Below are 22,342 nucleotides of genomic sequence, written 5' to 3'. Positions count from 1 at the left end.
CGCACCGTCACGGGTCGAGGTCGGCCGCGCTCCGCTCGGCGAAGATCCGCATCGCCTTGGCGGTCACCGGGCCGGGCGCGGCGGGCAGTACGGTCTGGTCGACCATGCGGATCGGCTGGATGTCGCGGGTGGTCGAGGTCAGGAACGCCTCGTCGGCCTCGTAGAGGGCCGAGAGCGGCACGTCCTCCTCCGAGCCGCCGCACCACTCCAGGGTGAGCGCGCGGGTGACCCCGGCCAGGCAGCCTGAGGCGAGCGTGGGGGTGACCAGGCGCCCCCCGTGGACGACGAACACGTTGCTGCCGGTGCCCTCGCAGAGGCTGCCCGCCAGGTTCCCGAAGATCGCCTCACCACCGCCCCTGGCCTTCGCGTAGAAGAGGGCCATGGCGTTCTCCCCGTAGGAGACGCTCTTCACCCCGGCGAGCGCGCCGCGCTCGTTGCGGGGCCACGGCACGACGGTGACGTCGGCGGTCGCCGGGAACGACGGCTGCTCGGCGACGATCACCACGGCGGTGCCTCCGCCGTCGCCCCGGTCGGAGCCCAGCGGGCCGGGCCCGCTGGTGTAGGTGATGCGGATCCGGCCGAGCGGCCACGCGGGCGCCTCGGCCAGGCAGGCCCGCACGCCCGCGGTGATCGCCTCGACGTCGGGCTCGGGCATGTTCAGGGAGCGGGCCGAAGACCGGAGCCGGTCCAGGTGGCGGGTGAGGGCGAAGGGAGCGCCGCCGACGCACTTGACGGTCTCGAACACGCCGTCGCCGACCAGCAGGCCGTGGTCGAACACCGAGACGGCCGCCTGCTCGGACGGCATGAGCCGTCCGTTGACCCACACGGGTAGGTTCATCGAGTTCCTCCTGAAACTGCCGGGTCCGACGTGGAAGCGAGCGCTATGAGGCGGGAGGCCTTCAGCTCGGTCTCGCTCCACTCTCCGCGCGGATCGCTCCCCCAGGTTATGCCCGCACCGGTACCAAAGTGGATCTCGTCGCGGGAGAGCCAGAACGTGCGGATCCCCACCGCCAGTGACGCCCGCCTCCGGTCGGCGTCGACCCAGCCTACGGCCCCGCAGTACGGTCCCCGCGGTTCGGGCTCGAGCTCGCTGATGATCCGCAGGGCGGAGGACTTCGGGGCGCCCGTCACCGACCCCGGGGGGAACGTCGCCGACAACAGCTCGGGCCAGCCGAACTCGGGGGCGAGCCTGGCCCGGACCGTGGAGACCAGGTGCACCAGGCCGGGATGCTCCTCGACCGCGCACAGCGCGGGCACGCTCACCGACCCGACCTCCGCGACCCGCCCCAGGTCGTTGCGGACCAGGTCGACGATCATCACGTTCTCCGCATAGTCCTTCTCCAGCAGGTCCCCCGCGGTGGCCCCGGTCCCCTTGATCGGCCCGGACTCGATCACGTCACCGTCCCTGGACAGGTAGAGCTCGGGAGAGGCGGAGACCACCCCGAGCCCGGGCAGGCTCACCGTGGCGGCGTAGGGGGCGGGGTTGCCCTCGGCCAGCCGTACGGCCAGCGCCGGAAGGTCCGGTTCCCCGGGCAGCGGCGCGCTCAGCACCCGGCACAGGTTGGCCTGGTACACCTCGCCGCGTTCGATGTACTCGCGGATGCGGCGCACGCCTCGCTCGTAGGCGGCCCGGTCCAGCGAGCTGCGCCAGGACGAGGGATGCGGCCCGCGCCAGGGGCCGCACGGCACGGGCAGCGGCGCGGGCCGGACGTCGTCGAACCTGGCACACGTGACCTTCCCCTCGTAGTCGACCACCACGGCCCACCACCCCTGGCCGTCGAGGGCGGCCAGGTCGGTGGTGACGTCGCGGAGCCGGGTGGCCAAATGGCCCCCTACATGGGCAAATGAGTCGTGCACTCCGCTATTGTCCCGCCGCCTCGGCGAGAAGGCTCACCAGAGTGCGGGCAGCGGGCAGGACCGTGCGCGGCAGGGCGGCGTAGACGGTCCGGCGCGGGGCGAGATCGCCCAGGGAGCGCAGGACGAGTCCGGCCGGCGCGGCCCGCGCGGCGATGGCGGGCACCAGCGTGACGCCGAGCCCCGCCGCGACGAAGCCGAACTTGCCGGTCCACTCGGCGATCCTGAGCTTGGCGCGGGGAGTGAACCCGGCCCGGGCGCAGGCCTCGTCGAGCATGGTCGTACCGCCCGGCGGCGGCGCCTCGATCCAGGTCTCCTCCCGCAGCTCGCGCAGATCGACCTCCCCCTCCCCCGCCAGCGGATGGTCACGGGGCAGCGCGACCAGCAGTTCGTCCTCGACCAGCTCGACGATCTCCACCTCCTCGTCGTACGGCAGGCCGGACGGATAGTCGCTGACCACGGCGACATCGAGGGCGCCCTCGCGCATCCGGCGCAGCAGACCCCCGCTGGGACCCTCGACCGGGACGAGCGCGACCTCGGGGAACTCCCGCCGGAAAGCCCGCAGGGCGCCGGGGACCAGCGCGACGTTGGCCGTGGCGAACGCGCCGACGCGCAGCCGTCCCCGGTAGCCGCCGTGGATGCCCGCCAGTTCCTCCTCCGCCATGGCCAGCCGGTTCAGCGTGATCCGCGCGTGGCGGTGGAGCGCGTCGCCGGCGGGCGTGAGCCGTACACCGCGGGGCAGCCGCTCGAACAGCGGCCCGCCCGCCAGCTGCTCCAGGGAGGCGATGCGCCGGGAGACGGCGGACTGGGTGTAGTTGAGCATGGCCGCGGCGGCGGTGAACGATCCGGTCCTGGCCACGGCGTCCAGCAGGCGCAGCGAGTCGGTGTCGAACACATTCCTCCTTCGCATGGGTCACATGAAATCTAGTCGCTGGTGGAATGCCTTCGGCTCTCTCTACCGTGGGGGCATGATCTCCTTTCTCGGACTGGGACGCATGGGCGTCCCGATGGCCCGGCGGCTGGTGGCGGCGGGGCACAAGGTCACGGTCTGGAACCGCACCCCCCGCACGATCGAGGGCGCCGCGAGCGCGGCCTCGCCCGCCGAGGCCGTGGCGGAGGCCGATCTCGTGATCACGATGCTCGCCGATCCGGCGGCGGTGAAGCGGGTGCTCTCGGACGCGGCCCCCGGGCTGCGGCGGGGGGCGCTGGTCGTGGAGATGTCCACGATCGGCCCCGAGGCGGTGGCCGAGCTCCGCGATCGGCTTCCCGCCCAGGTCGGGCTGGTGGACGCGCCGGTGCTCGGCAGCGTGGGACCCGCCGCGGACGGCACGCTGACGGTGCTGGCCGGCGGATCACCCGGGGAGCTGGCGCGCTGCCGCGAGACGCTGAAGGTCTTCGGGCGAGTGCGGGAGGTCGGCGGCCTGGGCGCGGGGGCCGCGACGAAGCTGGCGGTGATGAGCGCGCTGGTGCCCGCCCAGGTGCTGCTCGCCGAGACCGTCGCGTACGCGGAGGCGACCGGGGTGGACACCTCTGTGCTGCTGGACGTGCTCGGCGACACCCCGCTGGGCCCCCTCGTCGAGCGGGTCCGCCCCGTCGTCGAGACCGGGCCGCCCGAGACCCGCTACGCCCTCGGACTCGCGGCCAAGGACCTGGTGCTGGCCTCGCACCCGGCGCAGACGCTCGCCGCGGCGGCCAGGGACAGGCTGCTCGACGCGGCTTCCGCCGGGCTGGGCGGAAGGGATCTGACAGCCGTCTTCGGGCACGCCGGCGCGGCGGGCCGTACCGGCGTCCGGAAGCTGAACCCGGCCTCGGTCCCGGCGACCAACGGGTACTACTCCCACGCGACCAGGGCCGGGAACCTGCTGTTCGTCTCCGGGCAGGTGGCGCTGGACGCGGACGGCCGGGTGGTCGGCGAGGGGGACATGACCCGCCAGTCGGAGTACGTGATGGACCTGCTGGCGCGCGTCCTCGCCGACCAGGGCTGCACGTTCGACGACGTGACCCACATCCGGACCTTCCTCACCGACATGTCGCTGCTGCCGGAGTACGGGGCCGTCCGGGGGCGCCACATCACCGGTGCGCCCCCGGCCAGCACGACCGTGGAGGTGTCACGGCTGTTCGTGCCGGGACTGATGATCGAGATCGAGGTGGTCGCGGCCGTCCCGGCGACCCCGTGACGGATCCGGCCACGGCTGTCCCGGCGGTCCCGTGACGGACTCGGCCGCGGTCATCCCAGCGGCCCCGTGACGGACTCGGCCGCGGCGACGACCGAGTTCTCCGCGACGAGCCGGACCACCGACTCGATCTCGGGGGCGAGGAAGCGGTCCGGGCCGGGACCGGCGACCACCTGGCGCAGGGCGGCGACCACGGCACCGGTGGCGGGGGCGGGCCGGTGCGGCGCGCGCAGGTCGAGCGCCCTGGCCGCGGTGAGGATCTCCACCGCGAGCACCCGGGTCAGGCCGTCCACGGACCGGCGCAGCTTGCGCGCGGCGGACCAGCCCATGGAGACGTGGTCCTCCTGCATGGCGGAGCTCGGGATGGAGTCGACGCTGGCGGGCACCGCCAGGCGCTTGAGCTCGGAGACGATCGCGGCCTGGGTGTACTGGGCGATCATGTGCCCTGAGTCCACGCCGGGGTCGTCGGCCAGGAAGGCGGGCAGGCCGTGGCTGCGGGCGACGTCGAGCATGCGGTCGGTACGGCGCTCGGAGATGCTCGCCACGTCGGCGACGGCGATGGCCAGGAAGTCGAGCACGTAGCCGACGGGGGCGCCGTGGAAGTTTCCGTTGGACTCCACCCGGCCGTCGGCCAGGACCACCGGGTTGTCGATCGCGGAGGCGAGCTCGCGCGCGGCGACGGTCGCGGCGTGCGCGAGCGTGTCACGGGCGGCCCCAGCGACCTGCGGGGCGCAGCGCAGCGAGTAGGCGTCCTGGACGCGGGTGCAGGTGCCGTCCCGGTGGGAGTCCATGATCCCGGAGTCCTTGAGCAGGGTCCGGAGGTTGGCGGCGCTGGCGGCCTGGCCCGGGTGGGGGCGCAGTGCCTGCAGGTCGGCGGCGAAGACACGGTCGGTGCCGAGCAGCGCCTCGACGCTCATGGCTGCGGCGACGTCGGCGGTCTTGAACAGGCGGCCCAGGTCGTCCATCGCCAGGATGAGCATGCCCAGCATGCCGTCCGTGCCGTTGATGAGCGCCAGTCCCTCCTTGGCCGCCAGCTCAACGGGCTCGATGCCCGCCCGCTTGAGCGCCTCGGCGGCCTCCACCAGGTCACCGGCGGCGTCGCGGACGAGGCCCTCGCCCATGATCGTGAGGGCCACGTGGGAGAGCGGCGCGAGGTCTCCGGAGCAGCCGAGGCTGCCGTACTCGCGCACCACGGGGGTGATCCCCGTGTTGAGCAGGCTCTGGAGCACCTTGGCGGTCTTCGGGCGTACACCGGTGTGCCCGGTCGCCAGGGTGTGCAGGCGCAGCAGCATCAGCGCCCTGACGACCTCGGTCTCGACCTCGGGGCCCGACCCGGCGGCGTGGGAGCGGACCAGCGAACGCTGCAGCTGGGCGCGGAGCGAGGGGTCGATGTGCCGGGTGGCCAGGGCGCCGAACCCGGTCGAGACCCCGTAGGCGGGAGTGGGGCTCTCGGCGAGCTCGTCCACGCGGGTACGGGCCGCGGCCATGGCCGCCACGGCGTCGTCGGTGAGGCGTACCTCGGCACCGTGCCGGGCGACCCTGACCACCTCGTCGAAGCTCAGCGGTTCAGGTCCGACGTTCACGACCGCGTTGTCGCGCATGGTGTCACTCTCGCTTTTGGGAGTTCACGTAACTGGTGTATGCGATGTTAGCTCCTTACATGCCAAGATCGCCGCTATCCCTTTCCTGCCCGATTCGGTGACTTCGACCGCTCGGCGCACCATCCCTCGTCTGTACCATCCCCACTCCAGAAGAGCACAGGTCAGAGCGGCGCCAAGGGCCCCGTCCAGCAACGCGGCCGACATGGGTGCCCTGGCCCGATCGGCGATGAGCGCGGCGATCGGAGCGACGGCGGGCGGGCGTCCCGGCCGCCGGACACACCCCGGCCCACCTGTCACACCGGCGTGAATGCACGTTCCGGTTTGGGGAGTCGGCGAATATTCGCTAAAGTTCTGTCCGTGAGGCCGGGTAAGCCCGGAAACACACGCGGAAGTGGCTCAGTGGTAGAGCATCACCTTGCCAAGGTGAGGGTCGCGGGTTCGAATCCCGTCTTCCGCTCGGAGGGGCTACGGCCCCACTCGGTGGAGTGGCCGAGAGGCGAGGCAACGGCCTGCAAAGCCGTGTACACGGGTTCAAATCCCGTCTCCACCTCTTGTTCTTCGGCGAGGACGATTAGCTCAGCGGGAGAGCGCTTCCCTGACACGGAAGAGGTCACAGGTTCAATCCCTGTATCGTCCACCATCCAAGGCTCCCGGGTCCGTGACCCGGGAGCCTTTCGCTTTCCGGTCCGGGCTACTCCCGGTCCGCCCGCCCCTGCCGCCCGGTGAGCCGGTCGGCGGGCCCGGGCAGACCGTCGGCGGGCCCGGTGAGCAGATCGGTGGGCCGGTCGGCCCGGCCGGTGGGCTGAGCCGGCCGACCGGCTCGATCGGCGGCCCGGGCCGTCGGGCCGGCGGGTTGAGCCGCCTGGTCCGGCGCACCGTGGCCGCGATCCGGCGGCAGGCCGGAAGGCGAGTGCAACTGCCGTCCCAGCCACGGCAGGACCTGCGGGATCTCGCGGTTCCAGGTGTTGAAGTTGTGACCCCCGCTCGGCAGGATCATGGACGCGGTCCGCATGGGCTCCTTGGCCAGCGCCAGGAACCGGCGGGTCTCGTCGTAGTCCTTCTCCCCCCGGCGGCTGCTGGTGACCAGCACGGAGACGGGCGGGACCGGCAGGTTCCTCAGCCGCCACATCAGGTCGTTCTCGTCGCGCAGCCTGCTGTCGCCGCCGAACAGGTCTCCGGTGGTCATGTCGACGGCCGAGCGGTAGTAACCGGACAGGGACACCGCGGCGGAGAAGGACTCCGGGTGCCGCATGGACATCTTCAGCGCGCAGTAGCCCCCGGTGGAGCCGCCGAAGACGCCCCAGTTCTGCGCGTCGAGACCGACCCGGTAGGAGGCTGCCATGGAGGCCCGCAGGTCCCTGGTGAAGTACGTCTCCACCTGGGGGCCGCCGGGAACGTCCATGCACTCGGTGTCACGGGGCGGGACGACGGTCGGGCGCATGAGCACCATGACCGTGGGAGGCATCTGCCCCGCGTCGATCGCCTTGGCCGCGACGACCGGGAGGTTCAGCCTGGTGATCAGGTTCCTGGCGTCTCCCGGATAGCCGGTCAGCGCCAGGATCGCGGGGAAGCGCCGGTCGGCGTGCCGCTTGTCGAAGTACTGACGCGGCAGGTAGACGTACGCCGTGGAGCTGATGCCGGACGCGGTCCCCGAGATGACGACCTGCTCCAGTCTGCCGCCCACACCGGGAGGCAGGGCCACCTGTCCCTCGTCGGTCACCCTGCCGGGACGCCCGGCGGCGGCCGGGCTCCTGCCGGGATCCGGGTTCTCATCGCCGACGACGATGGGCGCCGTACCGCCGTCGGTACCGAGCAGGTCGCTCCAGGAGCCGTAGAACCCGAAGTAGGCGTTGACGACCAGGCCGAGCGCGACCAAGGTGAGAATCTGGTTACCCAGGAGCACCCCGGCCCTGCCGAGCACGGCCTTCCAGTTCCGCCCGCTCAGCAGCGGCCACGCCCAGATCGACACGGCGAGGGCGACCAGCGCGAGCAGGCCGAACAGAAGCTGCAGCTTCCCAGCCGTGATTCCCATGCCGTTCTCTCCCGGTTCCCCCGCCCTTCAGGATCTCCAAAGTTACTCAGCCCGGGTAAGGGCACAGTTAAGGTCGTGTTGGCCGGGCTTGCATGAGGCGGCGGCCATCACCGTTTAATGTCCTCTCATGAGGGATGCATGTTGCATTCCCTTCCCCGCTCCGGCGACCGGTTTCCGCAGTTCACAGGGGTTACGGTCCGTCCTCGGTGAGAGGAAATCCGCTGCTGCTCATCCGTACATAGGTGGAATGCCAAATAATCGGCCGTTCCCGCGATGAGAGCAGGAGCCCCCTCCATGTCCAAAACCACTCCCGAGAACGTCATACCCCTCCGCCCCGCCCGCCCCCGCCGGAACCGCCGCCCGGCACGCCCCACCGTCCCCGCCGGCACTCCCCTACCCGCCCTCCTGGACTCCTGGATCCTGGCGCTGAGGGCCGCGAACAAGGCCAAAAACACGATCTTGTCGTACACCCGATCAGCACGGGCATTCATCGCCTACCTCACCGAACACGGCATGCCGGACGACGGCGAAGGAGTCGAGGCCGAGCACGTGCGCGCCTTCCTGGTGTCCGAGCAGGAACGGACCAGCGTCCACACCTCGGCCGCCCACCACCGGAACCTGTCCGTGTGGTTCCGGTGGATGATCGACGAGGAGGAGAGGAGCACCCTGTCCCCCGTGCTGCGGGCGGACGCGCCGAAGGTGCCGAAGAAGGTCCGGCGGTATCTCAGCGACGAGGAGCTGTCGGCGCTCCTGGCCGCCTGCAAGGGACCGGGTTTTCTGGACCGGCGGGACACAGCGGTGCTCAGGATCCTGATCGACAACGGCATGCGGCTGGACGGAGTGACCGGCCTCATGCTCGACGACGTCGACCTCCGAGGCCGACGTCTGCGCATCACCCTCAAGGGAGGTGACCAGCACTGGGCGCCGATAGGTGCGAAGGCCGTCCAGGCGCTGGACCGGTACCTGCGGGTCCGGGCCCGCCACACGCTCGCTGGTCTGCCGAATCTCTGGCTGGGGAGCCGCGGCAAGGCATTGACTCGCTGGGGGGTGACGGAGTTGCTGGAGAAGCGCGGCAACCAGGCCGGTATCGAGAAGGTGGGGCCGCACATGTTCAGGGGCACGGCAGCCCATGATCTGCTGGCGGCCGGCGCGCATCCGAACGACGTGCAGTCGATCCTGGGGTGGAAGTCTGCGGCGATGGTGCGGCACTACACCGAGGATCTGGCGCATGAGCGGGCGCGGGAGACGCACGCGCGGTTGTCGCCGTCGGATCGGCTGTAGGTGGTGTGGGGTCCCCGCTGCGGGCTCCACCGGCAGCGTCAGGTGGGCCCGGCGGGGAGTTCGGGGGCCGCGCTCACATAGTCACCTGTGAGCGGGGCGTCGGTGCTGGTCGCGGTGTCGGGGGCGCGCAGCACCAGGGGTCGATCAGGTCAGCCAGCTCCGTCGCGGTGGCCGTCGCGGTAGCCCGCGCGGTAGTCGAGTTCCACGTGATGACGGGTACTCCAGAGCAGGGTGGTGGTGAGTGCTGCGGCGAGGAGGAGATGGTGTACGGAGTCCGGAATGGGCTGGTCGGGGATGAGAAGGTCTGCCACAGCGTAGGCGACGGACAGCGCCCACAGGGTGATGGCGCCGGGTAAGAGGAGCATGGAGCCTCCAGGCAAGCATGACGCGGTCATGGAACGCGCCATGAACGGATCATCCAGCTAGTTGAACGCTGGATTACTGCATGCCCCATATAACACCCGGCTGCCGACAAACAGCACGGAAATCCCGCAAGAATCCCGCAAGTACGTTCTAGTCCTTCTCCTTGCCCTCCTCGGAGGATTTTCGGTCAGCCTCTATCTCCAGCTTTAGGACTTCCTCAATACGAGACAGGGCGCGTTCGTAGTCCTCGCGGGCTGTCGCACTCTGCCGCTCGTAGCGCTCCCGCTCCTCAGCGCGTACGCGTTCCCAGATCCGGCGGCGCCAAGCGGGAACACGGGCGAGGAGGTCATCGAGCGGATCTACGGGCTCAGGCTCGGACTCAGGTTCTACGGTCTCCCCCACGGCGGCCGCGGCGGGGTCCAGCCCCGCGAGGATGAACGCTTCTTCGAGCGGGATGTTCAGTGTCCGGGCGAAGGCGTGCACTGTCTCAGGGAGCGGGCTGCGCGCACTGTCTTTGAGGCGGCCGTGTGTTTTCCGATCGACGCCGGCCTCTTTGGCCAGCTGGACCGTAGTCCAGCCGCGGGCGATGCGTTCGCGTTCGACGCGTTCCCATAAGGCTCGGGCGGGCGGCGGGCTGTGTTCTCTCTGCTCTCTCCCCATGGGCCATGTTGTACCACGATGCTCCATCGGGAACCCAGAATCATGACACGACCATGACATAAATCACTCACTCAGCATGACTTGCGCCCCAACATGCACCACGTTGACCCATCATTTCCCCTGATGTACCGTGACTCTCTGATGTACCACGATGTACCACGGAGGTCTCATGGAGACGGAGAGCGCATACGTGACGGTGCCGTACGTGGCTGCCGATCTCGGCGTCGAACGGCGGACCGTAATCCGCGCCATCCGCAGGGGCGCCTTGGAGGCCACCAAGACGCACCCAGGCCAGCAGGGACGGTGGAGGATCCTCGCGACCTCCTACCGGAAGTACAAGACCAGCGAGCAGAGGGCGGCCAACTGATGGCCACCCCCGAGCAGAAGTCCCGGTCGGCCCGGATCGCGGGGAACATCTCGTGGGCGCGCACCCCGAACCGCACCGAGCGGACCGCGCCCGCCCGCCGAAAGTCGCCGGTGTCGCGGGACTACTGGATCGCCCACGTCCGCGCCGAAGGCGTCGTCCCCGAGAAGGACATCGTCAAGGCTGCGGAGAACTACCACCGGGCGTACATGACGCAGCTGTCCAGCCGGGCCGCTGCGGCGCGCGCCGCGAAGAAGACCGCGACTGCGGCTGCCGACACGAAGCGCTCGTTGCGCCGGTCGGCGTAGACCGGGCTGCCCGACCGAGCCACCGGCCGGGCGCCCGTAGGCACCAACCCCACCAATCCGATTCCACGAAACGAAGGGTCAGGCCATGCCTGAACAGTACAAGGTCGGCGAGCGCGTCCGCGTCATCGTCGAAGGAGCCGTCGCGCACGTCACCGACGGCGAAGAGCTCTACCCCGGCGAGCTCACGATCGCCCTGGAAAACCCGGCGGGCCTCTACGACGTGACCGTGCCGCTCGACGCCGTCACCGTCGAGCGCCTGGTCCCGGCCGAGGGTGAGCCGCAGCCCGGCGACATCTGGAAGGACTCGCTCGGCGTCGAACGGTTCGCCTACCTGGACAGCCCGAACGGAGAGATCCTGCTGCAGGACGCCGACGGCGTCGTGAACCTCTGGCGGCACTTCCACATCGAGTACGGCCCGCTCACGAAGGTCTACCGGCCGAAGCCCGCCGAGGAGCCCACGCTGCGGGTCGGCGACCGGTGGCTGGACGATGAAGGCGACGTGTGGAAGGTCGTCCACCACGGCGGCCAGGTCCTGCTGCACATGACTGGAACCTCGACGAACGAGACGTGGAGCTTCGTCAGCGCTCAGTACGGCCCGCTGACCCGCGTCGAGAAGGCGGAGCCGTACAACGACTTCGAGAACGGCCCCGCGACCGGCCCCCTCGGCGGTGCGGCGTGAAGTTCCGCGACCTGACCCCCGGCACCCTCGCCCGCATCCCCCTCGTCTACCGCCTGCCCGACTCCCCCACGGTCCCGGCCGCGGTCGAGATCCTCGCCCCGCCCGCGCCGTGCCGCAACGTCCTGTGCCCGGCGTGGGACGTGATGGCCCGGGTCATCGAGACCGGCGAAGAGCGCCCCTACCACCGGCGACCCGAGTTCGAGGTCGTCCTTATCACCCCCCAGGCCGAGGAGGTCTGATGTCCGAACCCGAGCCGCTGCTCACCCCCGGAGAGGTCGCCACCATGTTCCGGGTTGACCCGAAGACCGTCAACCGCTGGGCGAACGAGGGCAAGCTCACGTCCGTCCGCACGCCGGGCGGTCACCGCCGGTTCTTCAAGGCCGAGGTCCACACCCTCCTCACCAGCCGGGAGGCGTCGTGACGTTCAGCATCGAGACGATCGCGCGTCTGCGCGACCAGGTGAAGATCTGCCAGGACCAGGCGGCCGCTGACGAGGCGCGGCTGTCCGCGTCGCGGGCGGTGCTGGACGAGTGGTCGGCGCTGCTGGCGCACGCCGAAGCGCACGCCGTTCCCCAGGGGCCGACGCCGACGCTGGCGTTCCCGGCCGGCTACCCGTACAGCGAGGCGGGGCGGGCGCCGTTCGAGCCCATGCGCCCCGCCGCGTCCGAGCCGGACGGAGGTCCGGCGTGACCGGCCCGAAGCAGAAACCCGGCCAGCGCCTGGCTGCCAGGCTGATCACGGTCGCCGCACTGTACCTGCTGGCAGCCTGGGCTCTGATTCAGCTGCTGCGGGTGCTGCACGGCTGGCTCCCCGCGATCCCTCCCATGGGCTACGGCACCGCCCTCCTGGTGGTCGTGCTGCTCGACGTGACGCTCGCCCCTTTCCGCACTCCCCAGAAAGACGGCGCATCATGATCCCCCCGGAGCAGACAGCCGCCGCCCTCCAGCGAGTCATCACGCTGGCCCGCAACATGCAGACGTGGTGCTCGCCGCACAACGTCGCCGTCGGCTACGCCGACAGTGTCGCCGAGGCCCTCATCGGCGCCCCCGCCGGCCAGAACCACGGCCGCGCGGTCGCCCAGCTCGACGACTTCGAGCAGGCCCTCGGTCGCGCGGACGACGAGTGGCGGCAGCGCGCGGTCCAGGCCGAGGAGCGGTTCGTCGCGTCTCAGAAGATCCTCGGCGACGTGCTCGCCGTCTTCACGGAGCATGGTCATCCGGGGCGGGCGTGCTTGCGCACGGGGTGGGTCGACGAGTGGCGGGTCACGCAGTGGCGCCGGGACCTGGCGGCTCTCTGGCGTGGTGACGTGCTGGAGCGCGAGGTACCCCAGTGAGCACCTTCTTTTGCGCGGTCCTCGCGGTGGCCGCTGCCCTCCTCGGGGTGGCGGCCGCCCGCCGCAACCGTTGGCTCCACGCCACCCTGTGCGGGACCGCCTGTCTCCTCGCCATCTATGTCGCCCTCCTGACCGGGCTGCCGGTCGAGGGCATCACCGCCCTGGCCGCCGCGGCCGTCCCCGGCCGGGTGCCGGTCGACGCTCCCGACGGGCACCGGTGGGTGCGGCTGGCCCCGGCCGCGTGCCCGGACTGCTCGTGTTGCACGGCCCGACTGTGCGAGCAGGGCCAGAAGAACCCGTTCGGTTGCAGTGCGCTCGTGGCGCCCGGCGTGAAGTGGACCGTCCAGGACTGTCCGTGCAGCGCGGAAACCACCGAGGGCACCGCCGCCCACGAGGCCGTCCAGGTGCGGGCCGCGCGCCGAGCCGAGCAGGAAGACGGTGGTGGCCGTGGGTGACCTGTCCCCCGCCGAGCTCACCATGGGCCCGGCGGCGGGCGCCACCCCGCGCACCATGGGCCTAGACCTGTCCCTCACCGCCACCGGCATCGCCCGCACCGACGGATACACCGAGCGGGTCACCTGCGGAGACCTGCGCGGCACCGACCGCCTGGCCTGGATCTGCTCTGCCGTCATGGGTCACGTCACCCAGGGGGTCGACCTGGTGGTGATCGAAGGGCCGTCCTACGGCAGCATGTCCGGCGCCGGCCATCACGAAGCCGCCGGGCTGTGGTGGCTGGTCGCCTACCAGCTGGACGGCCGTGACGTGCCGTACGCCGTCGTCCCACCGAGCAGCCTGAAGAAGTACGCGACCGGCCGAGGGAATGCCACCAAGGCCGACATGCGGATGGCTCTGTTCCAGCGCGCCGGGATCGACCTGCGCGATGACAACCAGGTCGACGCCTGGTGGCTGCGCGCGGCTGGCATGGAGGCGCTCGGCCACCGGATCGTCGAGATGCCCAGAACCCATCGCGACGCGCTCGCCAAGGTCGCATGGCCCGAGGCGGTGGCGCGGTGACGTCCCGCCCTCACCCGATCATGCGGGCCCTCGCCCACCGGCGGCGCGAGCTCGGTCTCACCCAGGATGAGCTCGCCGAACGGCTGTATCTGTCGCGGCGCGGGGTCACGGTGTCCCATCGGGAAACCGGCTACACCACCCCCGACCTCTACTCCCTTGATGCCCACGCGCGGGCCCTCGGCCTGCGCCTGGCTCTCCTCCCCCTCGAATCCCCCGTTGAAAGGAAGACAGCGTGACCGCTACCTCCGAGCGTGGCCAGGTGCGCCCGCTCGCCGACGTACTCCGCGACCTCAAGCAGGGGCAGGTGGTCGACGAGGCCGCCGTCCAGCTGCAGGACCTGGTCCGGGCCGTCCGCGAGCACGGCAAGAAGGGCACGTTCGCGCTGAAGGTCGAGATCGCGCCGATGAAGGGCGACTCGAACGCGCTCGTCGTCTCGGCGCAGGCCACCATCACGCCACCGAAGGGCGAGCCCATCTCCTCGGTGTTCTTCGCCGACAGCGACAACAACCTCGTCCGCGACGACCCCCGCCAGATCGCCCTGCCCGGCCTGCGCGAGGTCGGCCGGGCCGTCAACCACGACCACGTCAAGGAGATCAACAAGTGAGCGAGCTCCGTACGGAGAACGACGCCCTAATCCAGGCCCTCAACGGCGCTCAGGCGCCTGATGAGCTGGAGCCCGGCGCCATCTACGGCTACAAGCTGAACGACCGTGTGCACGTAGTGGACCTGCTCGACCGCGACCGGGAGAGCCCGCAACGCAAGACCGGCACCGTCGTCGTCGAGGACGTCGCCTCGTTCCTGCACTACTACGGCAAGCACGCCGACGAGGCGTCCGAGGTGTACGTCGACGTCGACGGCAAGCGCATCACGGCCGTCATCAACGCGCACACCAGCATCGATCCGCGGTGGGGTGACCACCGGCTCGTCCTCCAGCTGCGCACCACGAAGGCGTGGCAGGAGTGGGTCGGCCAGGACCGCAAGCCCATGTCGCAGCAGACGTTCGCTGAGTTCGTCGAGGATCACCTCGGCGATATCCGGGAGCCGTCGGCGGCCGACATGCTGGAGATCGCGACCACGTTCCAGGCAAAGACGAAGGTGAACTTCTCCTCGGCCATGCCTCTCGCGTCCGGCGACCGGCGCCTGGTGTTCGAGGAGACTACCGACGCGTCCGCCGGCGCGAAGGGGCAGTTGCAGGTTCCCACCGTGTTCAAGATCGCGGTGAAGTGTCTCGAGCTGCCGGTGGCCGAGGGCGAGGACCCGACGGTGTACGGGATCGACGCGCGGTTCCGCTATCGGATCCAGGGCGGCAGTCTGCAGGTGGTCTATCTGCTGGACGACACGGCCGCGGTGCTGCGTGATGCGGTGCTCGCGGTGGTAGGCCAGGTCGAGACGGCGCTCGGCATCGTCATCATGCGCGGGACGCCCTCGCCGTGACCGTCCCCAGCACCACGCCCCTCACCGGCTTCGGTGGGGGGCTTCCCCCTGTTTCGCCTCCCCGGGACGCGCAGATCACCGTGGCGACGCGCTGCGGTGCCCGGGTCACCACGGTGACCTGGCGGACCTGCTACGGCGTCGCCGACTTCATCACGAACCTGCTGGGTGAACCCCGCGGAAAGGACATCCCATGATCCGTGACTGGTTCCGCACCCGGACCGGCCTCGTCCGTGCCATCGATCGCCTCCGGGATCGTCTGGCCGAGGCCGACGAGTTCCTGACGGAGGCCCGGGAGGAGGCCGCCGACCTCGAAATCAAATGCGGCGAGCTCCGCCGGCACCTGGCGGCCGAGCAGCTCGCCCGGCAGACCGCGGAGTCCCGGAGCGTGTGGCGGCCGGCGCCGGTCGGTGGTGACCGGGCCACCGTGCTCCAGCTGCAGGCGACGGTCCAGGCACTGGAGGCGCGGCTCGCCCGGTTGCAGGAGGCGAACATGGCGCGGGATACCGGGGTGGTCCATGTCCCGTGACGCCCCGCCCGCCCCGCGACGGTGTCTGTGGAGGCACCGGTGGGTGACGGTGGATCCGATCGGCCAGGTGGCGTATCAGCGCTGCTCACGGTGCGGTCAGGGGCGGGTCCGCGTCCTGTAAGTCCCGCTTTTTCACGCCCCTCGATGTACCATGTTGCACCATGATGGCCCATGAGATAGTGTCCCATCATCGCCCCGAGGAACATCGTGGGGCATCACGGAACACTCGGATCCCAGGAGCTCAGGCCATGACCGTCACCCTCCCCCGCTCGCGCCAGACCGTCCCCGAACTCCTCGCCTCCTGCCGGGCGCCCCGGATCATGACCGAGCTCACGCAGGCGTGCGAGTACGGCGTGAAGCTGACCTTCCTCGACGAGGAGGGCGACCTGGAGGTCCGCACCTACTACGGCCTCCGGGGGGCCTGGGACCGCGCGAAGGCCGAGAACCAGCTGGCGGCCGGGACCCGGATCCAGAAGCGGTGGGGCATCGCCGTCGACGCGCACCTCGTCACCCGCTACCAGGGCAGCAGCTGGGCCCCCGCCGTCGCCTGACCCCCTGACCGGGGCGTCCCGGGGCGGGGTCAATCCCCGGGACGCCCCCCTCCTCCCCCTCCCCCGCTTCACGACAGAAAGGAGGCGAGCAGATGTTCACTCAGCCCGGCGGCGCCACCTTCACCGCGCCCGCCCCGGCCGTTCCCGTGGCTCCGGTGGCGCCGGTGTTCCAACACCCGCCCACCCCCGAACAGGCCGCCATCCTCACCGCCGCGCAGACCGGCCAGGACCTCGTCATCGAGGCCGGAGCCGGAACCGGCAAGACCAGCACGCTCAAGATGATCGCCGCGAGCACCACACAGCGCGGCCTGTACCTGGCTTACAACAAGGCCATCGCGCAGGACGCCGCCGCCTCGTTCCCCGCCCACGTCCAGTGCCGCACCGCCCACTCGCTGGCGTTCGCCACGGTCGGCCGCCAGTTCGAGCACCGCCTCAACGGGCCCCGCGTGCCCGCCCGCGAGGTCGCCCGGATCCTCCAGATTCCGGCCGTGCTCGACCTCGGCGCCCACGCTCTCACCTCCGTGAAGGTTGCCCGGCTGGTGATGGACGCACTCACCCGCTTCTGCCACAGCGACTGGGAGACGCCCGGCGACGTCCACATCCCCCCGGTTCCCGGCCTGGAAGAGCCCATGGCCCAGATGGAACTGCGGCGCCGCCTGGTGCCGATGATTCACCAGGCGTGGCACGACATCACCTCGGTAAACGGTCGACTCAAGTTTCAGCATGACCACTACCTGAAGATCTGGGCACTCACCCACCCCACACTCCCGGCCGATCTGATCTTCCTCGACGAAGCTCAGGACGCGAACCCGGTGATCGCGCAGATCGTCGAAGCGCAGGCCGGGCAGAAGATCCTGGTCGGCGACCAGTCCCAGGCCATCTACGGGTGGCGGGGCGCGGTCGACGCCATGGAGTCCTTCAACGGGGCCCGGCTGATGCTCTCCCAGAGCTTCAGGTTCGGGCAGCGGATCGCCGACGAGGCCAACGAGCACCTAGAGCTCCTCGGCGCCCCGTTGCGGCTCGTCGGCAACCCGAACCGGAACTCCCGGATCGAGCGGATCCCGGCCCCCCGCGCCGTGCTGTGCCGCACCAACGCCGGAGCCGTCGGCCAGGTCATCGCCGCCCTCGCCGTCGGCCGTAAGCCCGCGCTGGTCGGCGGCGGCGACGACATCCGCCGTCTCGCCGAAGCCTGCCAGGACCTGAAGTCCGGGCGGCCGACCTACCACCCGGAGCTCATGGCCTTCAACACGTGGGCGGAGGTGCAGGAGTACGCCGAGCACGACGCGGGCGGCCAGGATCTGAAGACGTTCGTGAAGCTCGTCGACAGTCACGGCCCGGAGCGGATCCTGCACGTCGTCGACCAGCTCGTCGACGAGTACAACGCCGACATCATCATCTCCACCGCGCACCGCGCCAAGGGCCGCGAGTGGCCCACGGTGCGGCTCGCCGCGGACTTTCCGGAGCCGTACGACAAGGAGGGCACCCTCGTCCCGGCCGAGGTGATGCTGGCCTACGTCGCCGTCACCCGCGCCCAAGAGGGCCTGGACTGCTCGGCCCTCACGGCCGGCGGACTGCTCCCCGACCCGGTACCGGCGGCCGAGACGCTGCCCTTCGACGTGCTCGTGCCCCACCCGGAGCCGATCGGTACGGACCTGCCGGAGTCGATGGTCGGGTGGCTGAACCTCGCCAAGGAGGCGAAGGCCAACAAGACCCGGTGGGCGGACATCGAGGCGCAGGCCGTCGAGAAGCTCAAGGACTTCCTGGGCGACCGGGAGGAGGCCACCGTCCACGGCCGCCCCGCCGTCACCTGGAAGACGTCCAAGCCCGGCACGCAGCTCGACGGCAAGCGCCTCGCGCAGGACCATCCCGACATCTACCAGGCGTACCTCGTCGAGAAGAAGGCCGCCCGGCCCTTCAAGCTCGTGGACGAGTCGTGATGGCGATGTTCTCCCAGCCGGACGCGGGATGGGCCACCGTCCCGCTGTCCGGCCTGGCCGCCACCATCGCCACGTCCGTCGTGCAGACCGTCAAGAACGCCGGAGCCAACGCCCCGAGATCCCTGCAGCGCGTCATCGGCCCCTCCGAGATCGGCATGCCCTGCACCAGGCGGATGGCGTACAAGCTCCTCGACTGGCCTGAGGTCAACACCGACTCGGACCCGTGGGCGTCGATCATCGGCACCGCCACCCACACCTGGATGGCCGAGACCTACGAGGCCGAGAACCGGCGGCTCGGCCGCGAACGCTACCTCGTCGAAAAGCGGCTTCACATCCGCGGCAACATCTACGGATCCGCCGACCTGTACGACCGCGACCTCCGCGTCAACAACGACTGGAAGATCGTCGGCGCCGACCGGCTCAAGGACTACCGGACCAAGGGGCCGGGCGACCAGTACCGGATCCAGGCGCACACCTACGGCCTCGGCCAGGAGAACGCGGGCGAGCAGGTCGAGCACGTCGCCATCACGTTCCTGCCCCGTGGCGGACGCATCGATGGCCTGCACGTCTGGACGGAGCCGTACGACCGGTCCATCGCGCTCGGGGCGCTGGAGCGGCTCGACAACGTCCTGGTCGCCCTGGACGCGCTCGACCCCGCCACCAACCCGCAGAACTGGGCCATGTTCCCGGCCACCGAGGCGTACTGCACGTACTGCGCCTACTTCCAGCCCGGTTCCACCGACCTCTCCCGGGGCTGCCCGGGAGCCACCACCAAGTAAACGATCAAGGAGAACGTCATGTTCGCACAGCCCGCCTCCCCCTCCTCCGACTTCAAGATCTCCGACTACCCCGGCCACCTCTTCCTCATCTACCCCCGCGAGCACCGCACCGGCATCCAGACCACCCTCGGCACCGCCGAGGCCATCTCCGCCGACCTCGTCCTCCTCACCGACCAGTCCGGTCCCCGCACCGAGACCAACGTCCTCATCTTCCAGAAGGTCCTCGTCGGCTCTCTGAAGAACTCCATCGGCAAGGACCCGGTCCTCGGCCGTCTCGGACGGGGCGTCGCCAAGCCGGGACAGACCGCTCCGTACGTCCTGGAGCAGTACACCGACGCCGACGCCGCGTACGCCACCCAGTACCTGCAGGCGGTCGGCGGCAACCCGTTCCCCCAGGCCTCCCCCTTCCAGGCCCCGCCCGCCGCCGCTCCCGTTCCCGCCCCGGCTCACGCCCCTCTGCCCCAGACCGCTCCTGTACCCGTTCCGCAGGCTCCCGCTGCGCCCTTTCCGGCTGCCCCGGGAGTCAGTGTGGGTGTGCCTGCGCCGGTAGCCGCCATGCCCCAGCAGTACGCGGCCACCGGCCAGGCCATCGCTGCCGCCATCCCCACCCCCGCTCCGGCGCCCGTCGCCGCGCCCATCACCCTCCCCACCGGCCAGCAGGTCAGTGCCGAGCAGGCCGCCGCTATGGCCGCGCTCGGCATGACCGCCCCGCCCGCCCCGGCCCCCGCCGGACCCCACCTGTAAACCCCCTGAACCGGCCCCCGAGACGTGCGCGAACGTCTCGGGGGCTTCCCCCTATCTCCACCCACCCGGACCCGAGGGGACCACTTGAACCAGCTCCAGCAGGCCGCCCACCACCTCCACCACGCGGGCCTGTGCGTCATCCCGGCCACCACCGGCAAAGCACCCGCCGTCAAATGGAAGCGCCACACCCAGGCAGGCGGCTTGGAACCACGCCCCACCCTGGAGCAGCTCGACGCCTGGTTCACCTCCGGACGGTACGACGGTCTCGGCGTCGTCTGCGGCGCCGCCTCCGGCCACCTGGAGCTGTTCGAGTTCGAAGGCCGCGCCGTCCGCGAAAACATCGCCCACGACTACACCGCGCTCGCCGAAGCGTCCGGCCTCGGCGACCTCTGGCGGCGCGTCACCACCGGCTACATGGAGATCACACCATCCGGCGGAATCCACCTCCTTTACAAAGTAGAAGGAGCCGACGCCCGGAACGCGAAACTCGCCTCCCGGCCCGCCACCCCCGAAGAGCTCGCCGAAAACCCCGACCACCGAATCAAGGTCCTCATCGAGACCCGCGCCGAAGGTGGCTTCGTCGTCGTCGCCCCCTCCGCAGGCCGAACCCACGGCGACATCCCCAACGGCACCTGGACTCTCCTGGCCGGCGGCCCCACCACGATCCCCACCATCACCTCGGCGGAACGCGACGCCCTCCACCACCTCGCCGTCGGCTTCGACCGCATGCCCCACCCCGACGAGCAGCCCCCGGCACCCGCGGCCGCCACCCCGTCGAGCCCCCTGTTCTCCCAGCCCGCCCCAGCGTTCGACGACGACAGCGTGTCCCCGGGCGACGACTTCAACGCCAAGACGACGTGGGACGAGATTCTCACTCCGCGCGGGTGGAAGCGGATCTACACCGACTCGGCCGGAGTCACCTACTGGTGCCGCCCCGGCAAATCCCACGGCATATCCGCCACCACCGGCCGCAACGGCGCCGACAACCTGTACGTCTGGACCACGAGCACGGAATTCGAGGCTGAACGACCCTACGACCGGTTCGGGGCCCATACGCTCCTCACCGAAGGCTCCACCAGCCCGGCCGCATTGTCGGCCGCCGCGACCAAACTCCAGGCGCGCGGGTACGGCGTACGGGTCGAGCCCACCGTCCCCGCCCCGGCCGTCCAGGCCCCCGCGGTCGTCGGCACCCTGGCCACCGTGCACGAGCTCCACCCCGACGGCCCACCCCCGGTGCTGCGGGTCGTCGAGGAGAGAACGTACGCCCAGTCGGACGACGGCAACGCCCTCCAACTGGTCGACCGGTTCGGCGACGTCATCCGGTACGTGCCCGAACGGGGCCGGTGGCTCGCCTGGGACGGCACCCGCTGGGAGTGGCAGCCCGTCGGCGGCGGCATCGTCCGCGAGTACGGCAAAAGAGTCGCCCGCGGCCTCGACGAAGCCGACAAGACCGCCATCGCCCACAAACGGAAAGCCCTGTCCGCGCTCGGCACCAGCAGCATGCTGACCCAAGCACAGACCGACGTGCGCATCGTCGCCGCCTTCGACACCCTCGACGCCCACCCCTGGGAGTTGAACACGCCGTCCGGGATTGTCGACCTCACCACCGGTCTCCTCGGCCCGGCCGACGCCACCCGCCTCCACACCAAGGTCACCTCGTGCTCGCCCGACCTCACCGCCGACAAAGCCCGCTGGGAATCCTTCCTCGTCGAAACGTTCGGCAACGACCTCGAACTGATCGCCTACCTGCAACGCCTCGTCGGCTACAGCGCCACCGGCAGCGTCGCGAAACACGTCCTGCCGTTCTGCATCGGCAACGGAGGAAACGGGAAAGGCGTCTTTCTCGAATCCCTCATCGGCGTTCTCGGCGACTACGCAACCACCGCCCCCAGCGGATTCCTGATGGCCAAAACGTCAATTCAACACGAAACTGAAATTGCGCGCCTGGCCGGTATGAGAATGGTCGTCTGCAGCGAAGTCGACGAAGACGCACGCTTCGACGAAACGAAAGTCAAGCACCTCACCGGCGGCGATTCCCTGACCGCCCGCTTCATGCGTCAAGACCATTTCACGTTCACCGCCACCCACCACCTGTGGCTCATGGGCAACCACCAGCCCGCAGTCCGCGCCGGAGGCCGATCCTTCTGGCGCAGGCTCAGACTGATCCCGTTCCTGCACGAAGTACCACCGGAAGCCGTGGTCGACGACCTGCAAGGCATCCTCGCCCGCGACCACGGGCCCGCCCTGCTCGCCTGGATCATCCAGGGCGCCGCCGCCTACCACTCCGGCGGCCTGAACGAGCCTGACAGCGTCATGGCCGCCACCAGAGGCTACGAAGCCGACCAGGACACCGTCGCCCGCTTCGTCACCGAGTGCTGCCACACCGCAGCCTCCGACCACATCCAAATCAAGATCACCAAACTCCGCGAGGCGTACGAACGGTGGTGCTTCGTCGAAGGGGAAACCCCCGTATCGGCGAAGAAACTCACCCAGGAGCTCGCGAGAAGGTTCGGAGTCGGACAGGCCCGGTCGGCATCCTCCCGCTCCTACACCGGCATCACCGTCCTCGCCACCGAAGGCGAGGATCCGTCATCGGCCCCGCATCTGTCACAGCCCGACTCCGACAAGATCGGCGGGCCCGGATGGTGAAGCACCCTCCGATGACAGATGCGAATGACACATCCGTCATCACCACAAAATGCGGACTG

The 22,342-nt window shown here is 70.2% G+C and carries 29 protein-coding genes and 3 tRNA genes; 25 read left to right on the top strand and 7 right to left on the bottom strand.

The window, feature by feature from the left end:
• Nucleotides 1-7: 7 nt before the first annotated feature.
• Genes AB0N02_RS34160 through AB0N02_RS34150 form a run of 3 tightly spaced genes read right to left on the bottom strand, consistent with a single transcriptional unit; the run spans nt 8 to nt 2,764 of the window.
• Nucleotides 8-838, bottom strand: coding sequence for an aminotransferase class IV (locus tag AB0N02_RS34160; protein WP_363954991.1), 831 nt, complete (start codon nt 836-838; stop codon nt 8-10).
• Nucleotides 835-1,857, bottom strand: a complete 1,023-nt coding sequence (locus AB0N02_RS34155) for a chorismate-binding protein (RefSeq protein ID WP_363954988.1) — start codon at nt 1,855-1,857, stop codon at nt 835-837. Before AB0N02_RS34155 ends, AB0N02_RS34160 begins: the two co-directional genes overlap by 4 nt.
• Nucleotides 1,858-1,861: 4 nt before the next feature.
• Complete coding sequence (locus AB0N02_RS34150) at nt 1,862-2,764, bottom strand: LysR family transcriptional regulator (protein WP_363954986.1); 903 nt, start codon at nt 2,762-2,764, stop codon at nt 1,862-1,864.
• Between AB0N02_RS34150 and AB0N02_RS34145 the strand changes: the two genes are divergently transcribed.
• Entirely contained in the window at nt 2,676-4,031 is a 1,356-nt protein-coding gene (locus AB0N02_RS34145) for an NAD(P)-binding domain-containing protein (protein ID WP_363954983.1), read from the top strand. The genes AB0N02_RS34150 and AB0N02_RS34145 overlap by 89 nt on opposite strands.
• A gap of 50 nt (nt 4,032-4,081) precedes the next feature.
• On the opposite strand, the gene hutH is transcribed toward AB0N02_RS34145, so the two are convergent.
• The gene (gene hutH, locus AB0N02_RS34140; protein WP_363954981.1) at nt 4,082-5,629 is read right to left on the bottom strand and encodes a histidine ammonia-lyase; all 1,548 of its coding nucleotides are present in this window, start codon (nt 5,627-5,629) and stop codon (nt 4,082-4,084) included.
• 385 nt (nt 5,630-6,014) lie between these two features.
• On the opposite strand from hutH, the gene AB0N02_RS34135 reads away from it, so the two are divergent.
• The 3 genes from AB0N02_RS34135 to AB0N02_RS34125 all read left to right on the top strand — a co-directional run bounded on the left by AB0N02_RS34135 (nt 6,015) and on the right by AB0N02_RS34125 (nt 6,269).
• Nucleotides 6,015-6,086, top strand: a tRNA-Gly gene (locus AB0N02_RS34135).
• 22 nt (nt 6,087-6,108) lie between these two features.
• Nucleotides 6,109-6,179, top strand: a tRNA-Cys gene (locus AB0N02_RS34130).
• Between the two features lie 15 nt (nt 6,180-6,194).
• Nucleotides 6,195-6,269: transfer RNA gene (locus AB0N02_RS34125), tRNA-Val, on the top strand.
• 51 nt (nt 6,270-6,320) lie between these two features.
• Here the strand turns inward: AB0N02_RS34125 and AB0N02_RS34120 are convergent.
• Nucleotides 6,321-7,661, bottom strand: a complete 1,341-nt coding sequence (locus AB0N02_RS34120) for an alpha/beta hydrolase-fold protein (protein ID WP_363954978.1) — start codon at nt 7,659-7,661, stop codon at nt 6,321-6,323.
• Between the two features lie 294 nt (nt 7,662-7,955).
• Here AB0N02_RS34120 and AB0N02_RS34115 point away from each other — a divergent pair, with 294 nt between their 5' ends.
• Nucleotides 7,956-8,942, top strand: coding sequence for a tyrosine-type recombinase/integrase (locus AB0N02_RS34115; RefSeq protein ID WP_363954975.1), 987 nt, complete (start codon nt 7,956-7,958; stop codon nt 8,940-8,942).
• 149 nt (nt 8,943-9,091) lie between these two features.
• Here the strand turns inward: AB0N02_RS34115 and AB0N02_RS34110 are convergent, their stop codons facing one another.
• Nucleotides 9,092-9,307: a hypothetical protein gene (locus tag AB0N02_RS34110; RefSeq protein ID WP_363954972.1), complete on the bottom strand. Its 216-nt coding sequence runs from the start codon at nt 9,305-9,307 to the stop codon at nt 9,092-9,094.
• 148 nt (nt 9,308-9,455) lie between these two features.
• Nucleotides 9,456-9,965, bottom strand: a complete 510-nt coding sequence (locus tag AB0N02_RS34105) for a helix-turn-helix transcriptional regulator (RefSeq protein ID WP_363954969.1) — start codon at nt 9,963-9,965, stop codon at nt 9,456-9,458.
• A 169-nt stretch (nt 9,966-10,134) separates the two neighbouring features.
• On the opposite strand from AB0N02_RS34105, the gene AB0N02_RS34100 reads away from it, so the two are divergent.
• The 20 genes from AB0N02_RS34100 (at nt 10,135) to AB0N02_RS34005 (ending at nt 22,283) form a co-directional block, all read left to right on the top strand.
• Nucleotides 10,135-10,332 carry a helix-turn-helix domain-containing protein gene (locus tag AB0N02_RS34100; protein WP_363954966.1) on the top strand — a complete coding sequence of 66 codons (198 nt, stop codon included), beginning with the start codon at nt 10,135-10,137 and terminating at the stop codon, nt 10,330-10,332.
• Nucleotides 10,332-10,637, top strand: coding sequence for a hypothetical protein (locus AB0N02_RS34095; protein WP_363954963.1), 306 nt, complete (start codon nt 10,332-10,334; stop codon nt 10,635-10,637). Before AB0N02_RS34100 ends, AB0N02_RS34095 begins: the two co-directional genes overlap by 1 nt.
• Nucleotides 10,638-10,722: 85 nt before the next feature.
• Nucleotides 10,723-11,316: a hypothetical protein gene (locus AB0N02_RS34090; protein ID WP_363954961.1), complete on the top strand. Its 594-nt coding sequence runs from the start codon at nt 10,723-10,725 to the stop codon at nt 11,314-11,316.
• Nucleotides 11,313-11,555 carry a hypothetical protein gene (locus AB0N02_RS34085; protein WP_363954958.1) on the top strand — a complete coding sequence of 81 codons (243 nt, stop codon included), beginning with the start codon at nt 11,313-11,315 and terminating at the stop codon, nt 11,553-11,555. Before AB0N02_RS34090 ends, AB0N02_RS34085 begins: the two co-directional genes overlap by 4 nt.
• A complete protein-coding gene (locus AB0N02_RS34080; RefSeq protein ID WP_363954955.1) occupies nt 11,555-11,737 on the top strand; it encodes a BldC family transcriptional regulator in 183 nt (60 codons plus the stop codon). Before AB0N02_RS34085 ends, AB0N02_RS34080 begins: the two co-directional genes overlap by 1 nt.
• On the top strand, nt 11,734-12,006 hold the full coding sequence (locus AB0N02_RS34075; RefSeq protein WP_363954952.1) for a hypothetical protein: 273 nt from the start codon (nt 11,734-11,736) through the stop codon (nt 12,004-12,006). Before AB0N02_RS34080 ends, AB0N02_RS34075 begins: the two co-directional genes overlap by 4 nt.
• Nucleotides 12,003-12,230 carry a hypothetical protein gene (locus tag AB0N02_RS34070; protein WP_363954949.1) on the top strand — a complete coding sequence of 76 codons (228 nt, stop codon included), beginning with the start codon at nt 12,003-12,005 and terminating at the stop codon, nt 12,228-12,230. Before AB0N02_RS34075 ends, AB0N02_RS34070 begins: the two co-directional genes overlap by 4 nt.
• Nucleotides 12,227-12,649, top strand: coding sequence for a hypothetical protein (locus AB0N02_RS34065; protein WP_363954946.1), 423 nt, complete (start codon nt 12,227-12,229; stop codon nt 12,647-12,649). Before AB0N02_RS34070 ends, AB0N02_RS34065 begins: the two co-directional genes overlap by 4 nt.
• Nucleotides 12,646-13,104 (top strand): hypothetical protein, encoded by a 459-nt coding sequence (locus AB0N02_RS34060; protein WP_363954943.1) that lies wholly within the window; start codon nt 12,646-12,648, stop codon nt 13,102-13,104. Before AB0N02_RS34065 ends, AB0N02_RS34060 begins: the two co-directional genes overlap by 4 nt.
• Entirely contained in the window at nt 13,097-13,663 is a 567-nt protein-coding gene (locus tag AB0N02_RS34055; RefSeq protein ID WP_363954940.1) for a hypothetical protein, read from the top strand. Before AB0N02_RS34060 ends, AB0N02_RS34055 begins: the two co-directional genes overlap by 8 nt.
• Nucleotides 13,660-13,899, top strand: a complete 240-nt coding sequence (locus tag AB0N02_RS34050) for a helix-turn-helix transcriptional regulator (protein ID WP_363954937.1) — start codon at nt 13,660-13,662, stop codon at nt 13,897-13,899. Before AB0N02_RS34055 ends, AB0N02_RS34050 begins: the two co-directional genes overlap by 4 nt.
• Nucleotides 13,896-14,267, top strand: coding sequence for a hypothetical protein (locus AB0N02_RS34045; RefSeq protein ID WP_363954934.1), 372 nt, complete (start codon nt 13,896-13,898; stop codon nt 14,265-14,267). Before AB0N02_RS34050 ends, AB0N02_RS34045 begins: the two co-directional genes overlap by 4 nt.
• A complete protein-coding gene (locus AB0N02_RS34040; protein WP_363954931.1) occupies nt 14,264-15,097 on the top strand; it encodes a DUF2303 family protein in 834 nt (277 codons plus the stop codon). Before AB0N02_RS34045 ends, AB0N02_RS34040 begins: the two co-directional genes overlap by 4 nt.
• Nucleotides 15,094-15,291: a hypothetical protein gene (locus tag AB0N02_RS34035; RefSeq protein ID WP_363954928.1), complete on the top strand. Its 198-nt coding sequence runs from the start codon at nt 15,094-15,096 to the stop codon at nt 15,289-15,291. The genes AB0N02_RS34040 and AB0N02_RS34035 overlap by 4 nt, the downstream gene beginning before the upstream one ends.
• On the top strand, nt 15,288-15,623 hold the full coding sequence (locus AB0N02_RS34030; RefSeq protein WP_363954925.1) for a hypothetical protein: 336 nt from the start codon (nt 15,288-15,290) through the stop codon (nt 15,621-15,623). The genes AB0N02_RS34035 and AB0N02_RS34030 overlap by 4 nt, the downstream gene beginning before the upstream one ends.
• 248 nt (nt 15,624-15,871) lie before the next feature.
• Nucleotides 15,872-16,174: a hypothetical protein gene (locus tag AB0N02_RS34025; RefSeq protein ID WP_363954922.1), complete on the top strand. Its 303-nt coding sequence runs from the start codon at nt 15,872-15,874 to the stop codon at nt 16,172-16,174.
• Between the two features lie 92 nt (nt 16,175-16,266).
• Nucleotides 16,267-18,111 (top strand): UvrD-helicase domain-containing protein, encoded by a 1,845-nt coding sequence (locus AB0N02_RS34020; protein ID WP_363954920.1) that lies wholly within the window; start codon nt 16,267-16,269, stop codon nt 18,109-18,111.
• The gene (locus AB0N02_RS34015) at nt 18,111-18,890 is read left to right on the top strand and encodes a hypothetical protein (RefSeq protein ID WP_363954917.1); all 780 of its coding nucleotides are present in this window, start codon (nt 18,111-18,113) and stop codon (nt 18,888-18,890) included. Before AB0N02_RS34020 ends, AB0N02_RS34015 begins: the two co-directional genes overlap by 1 nt.
• Nucleotides 18,891-18,908: 18 nt before the next feature.
• On the top strand, nt 18,909-19,634 hold the full coding sequence (locus AB0N02_RS34010; RefSeq protein WP_363954914.1) for a hypothetical protein: 726 nt from the start codon (nt 18,909-18,911) through the stop codon (nt 19,632-19,634).
• Between the two features lie 84 nt (nt 19,635-19,718).
• Complete coding sequence (locus AB0N02_RS34005; RefSeq protein WP_363954911.1) at nt 19,719-22,283, top strand: phage/plasmid primase, P4 family; 2,565 nt, start codon at nt 19,719-19,721, stop codon at nt 22,281-22,283.
• The last annotated feature ends 59 nt before the right edge of the window (nt 22,284-22,342 follow it).

It is taken from the genome of Streptosporangium sp. NPDC051022, from assembly GCF_040683035.1.
In the GTDB taxonomy this organism is placed as follows: domain Bacteria; phylum Actinomycetota; class Actinomycetes; order Streptosporangiales; family Streptosporangiaceae; genus Streptosporangium.
This window is presented reverse-complemented; position numbering and strand designations above follow the sequence as displayed.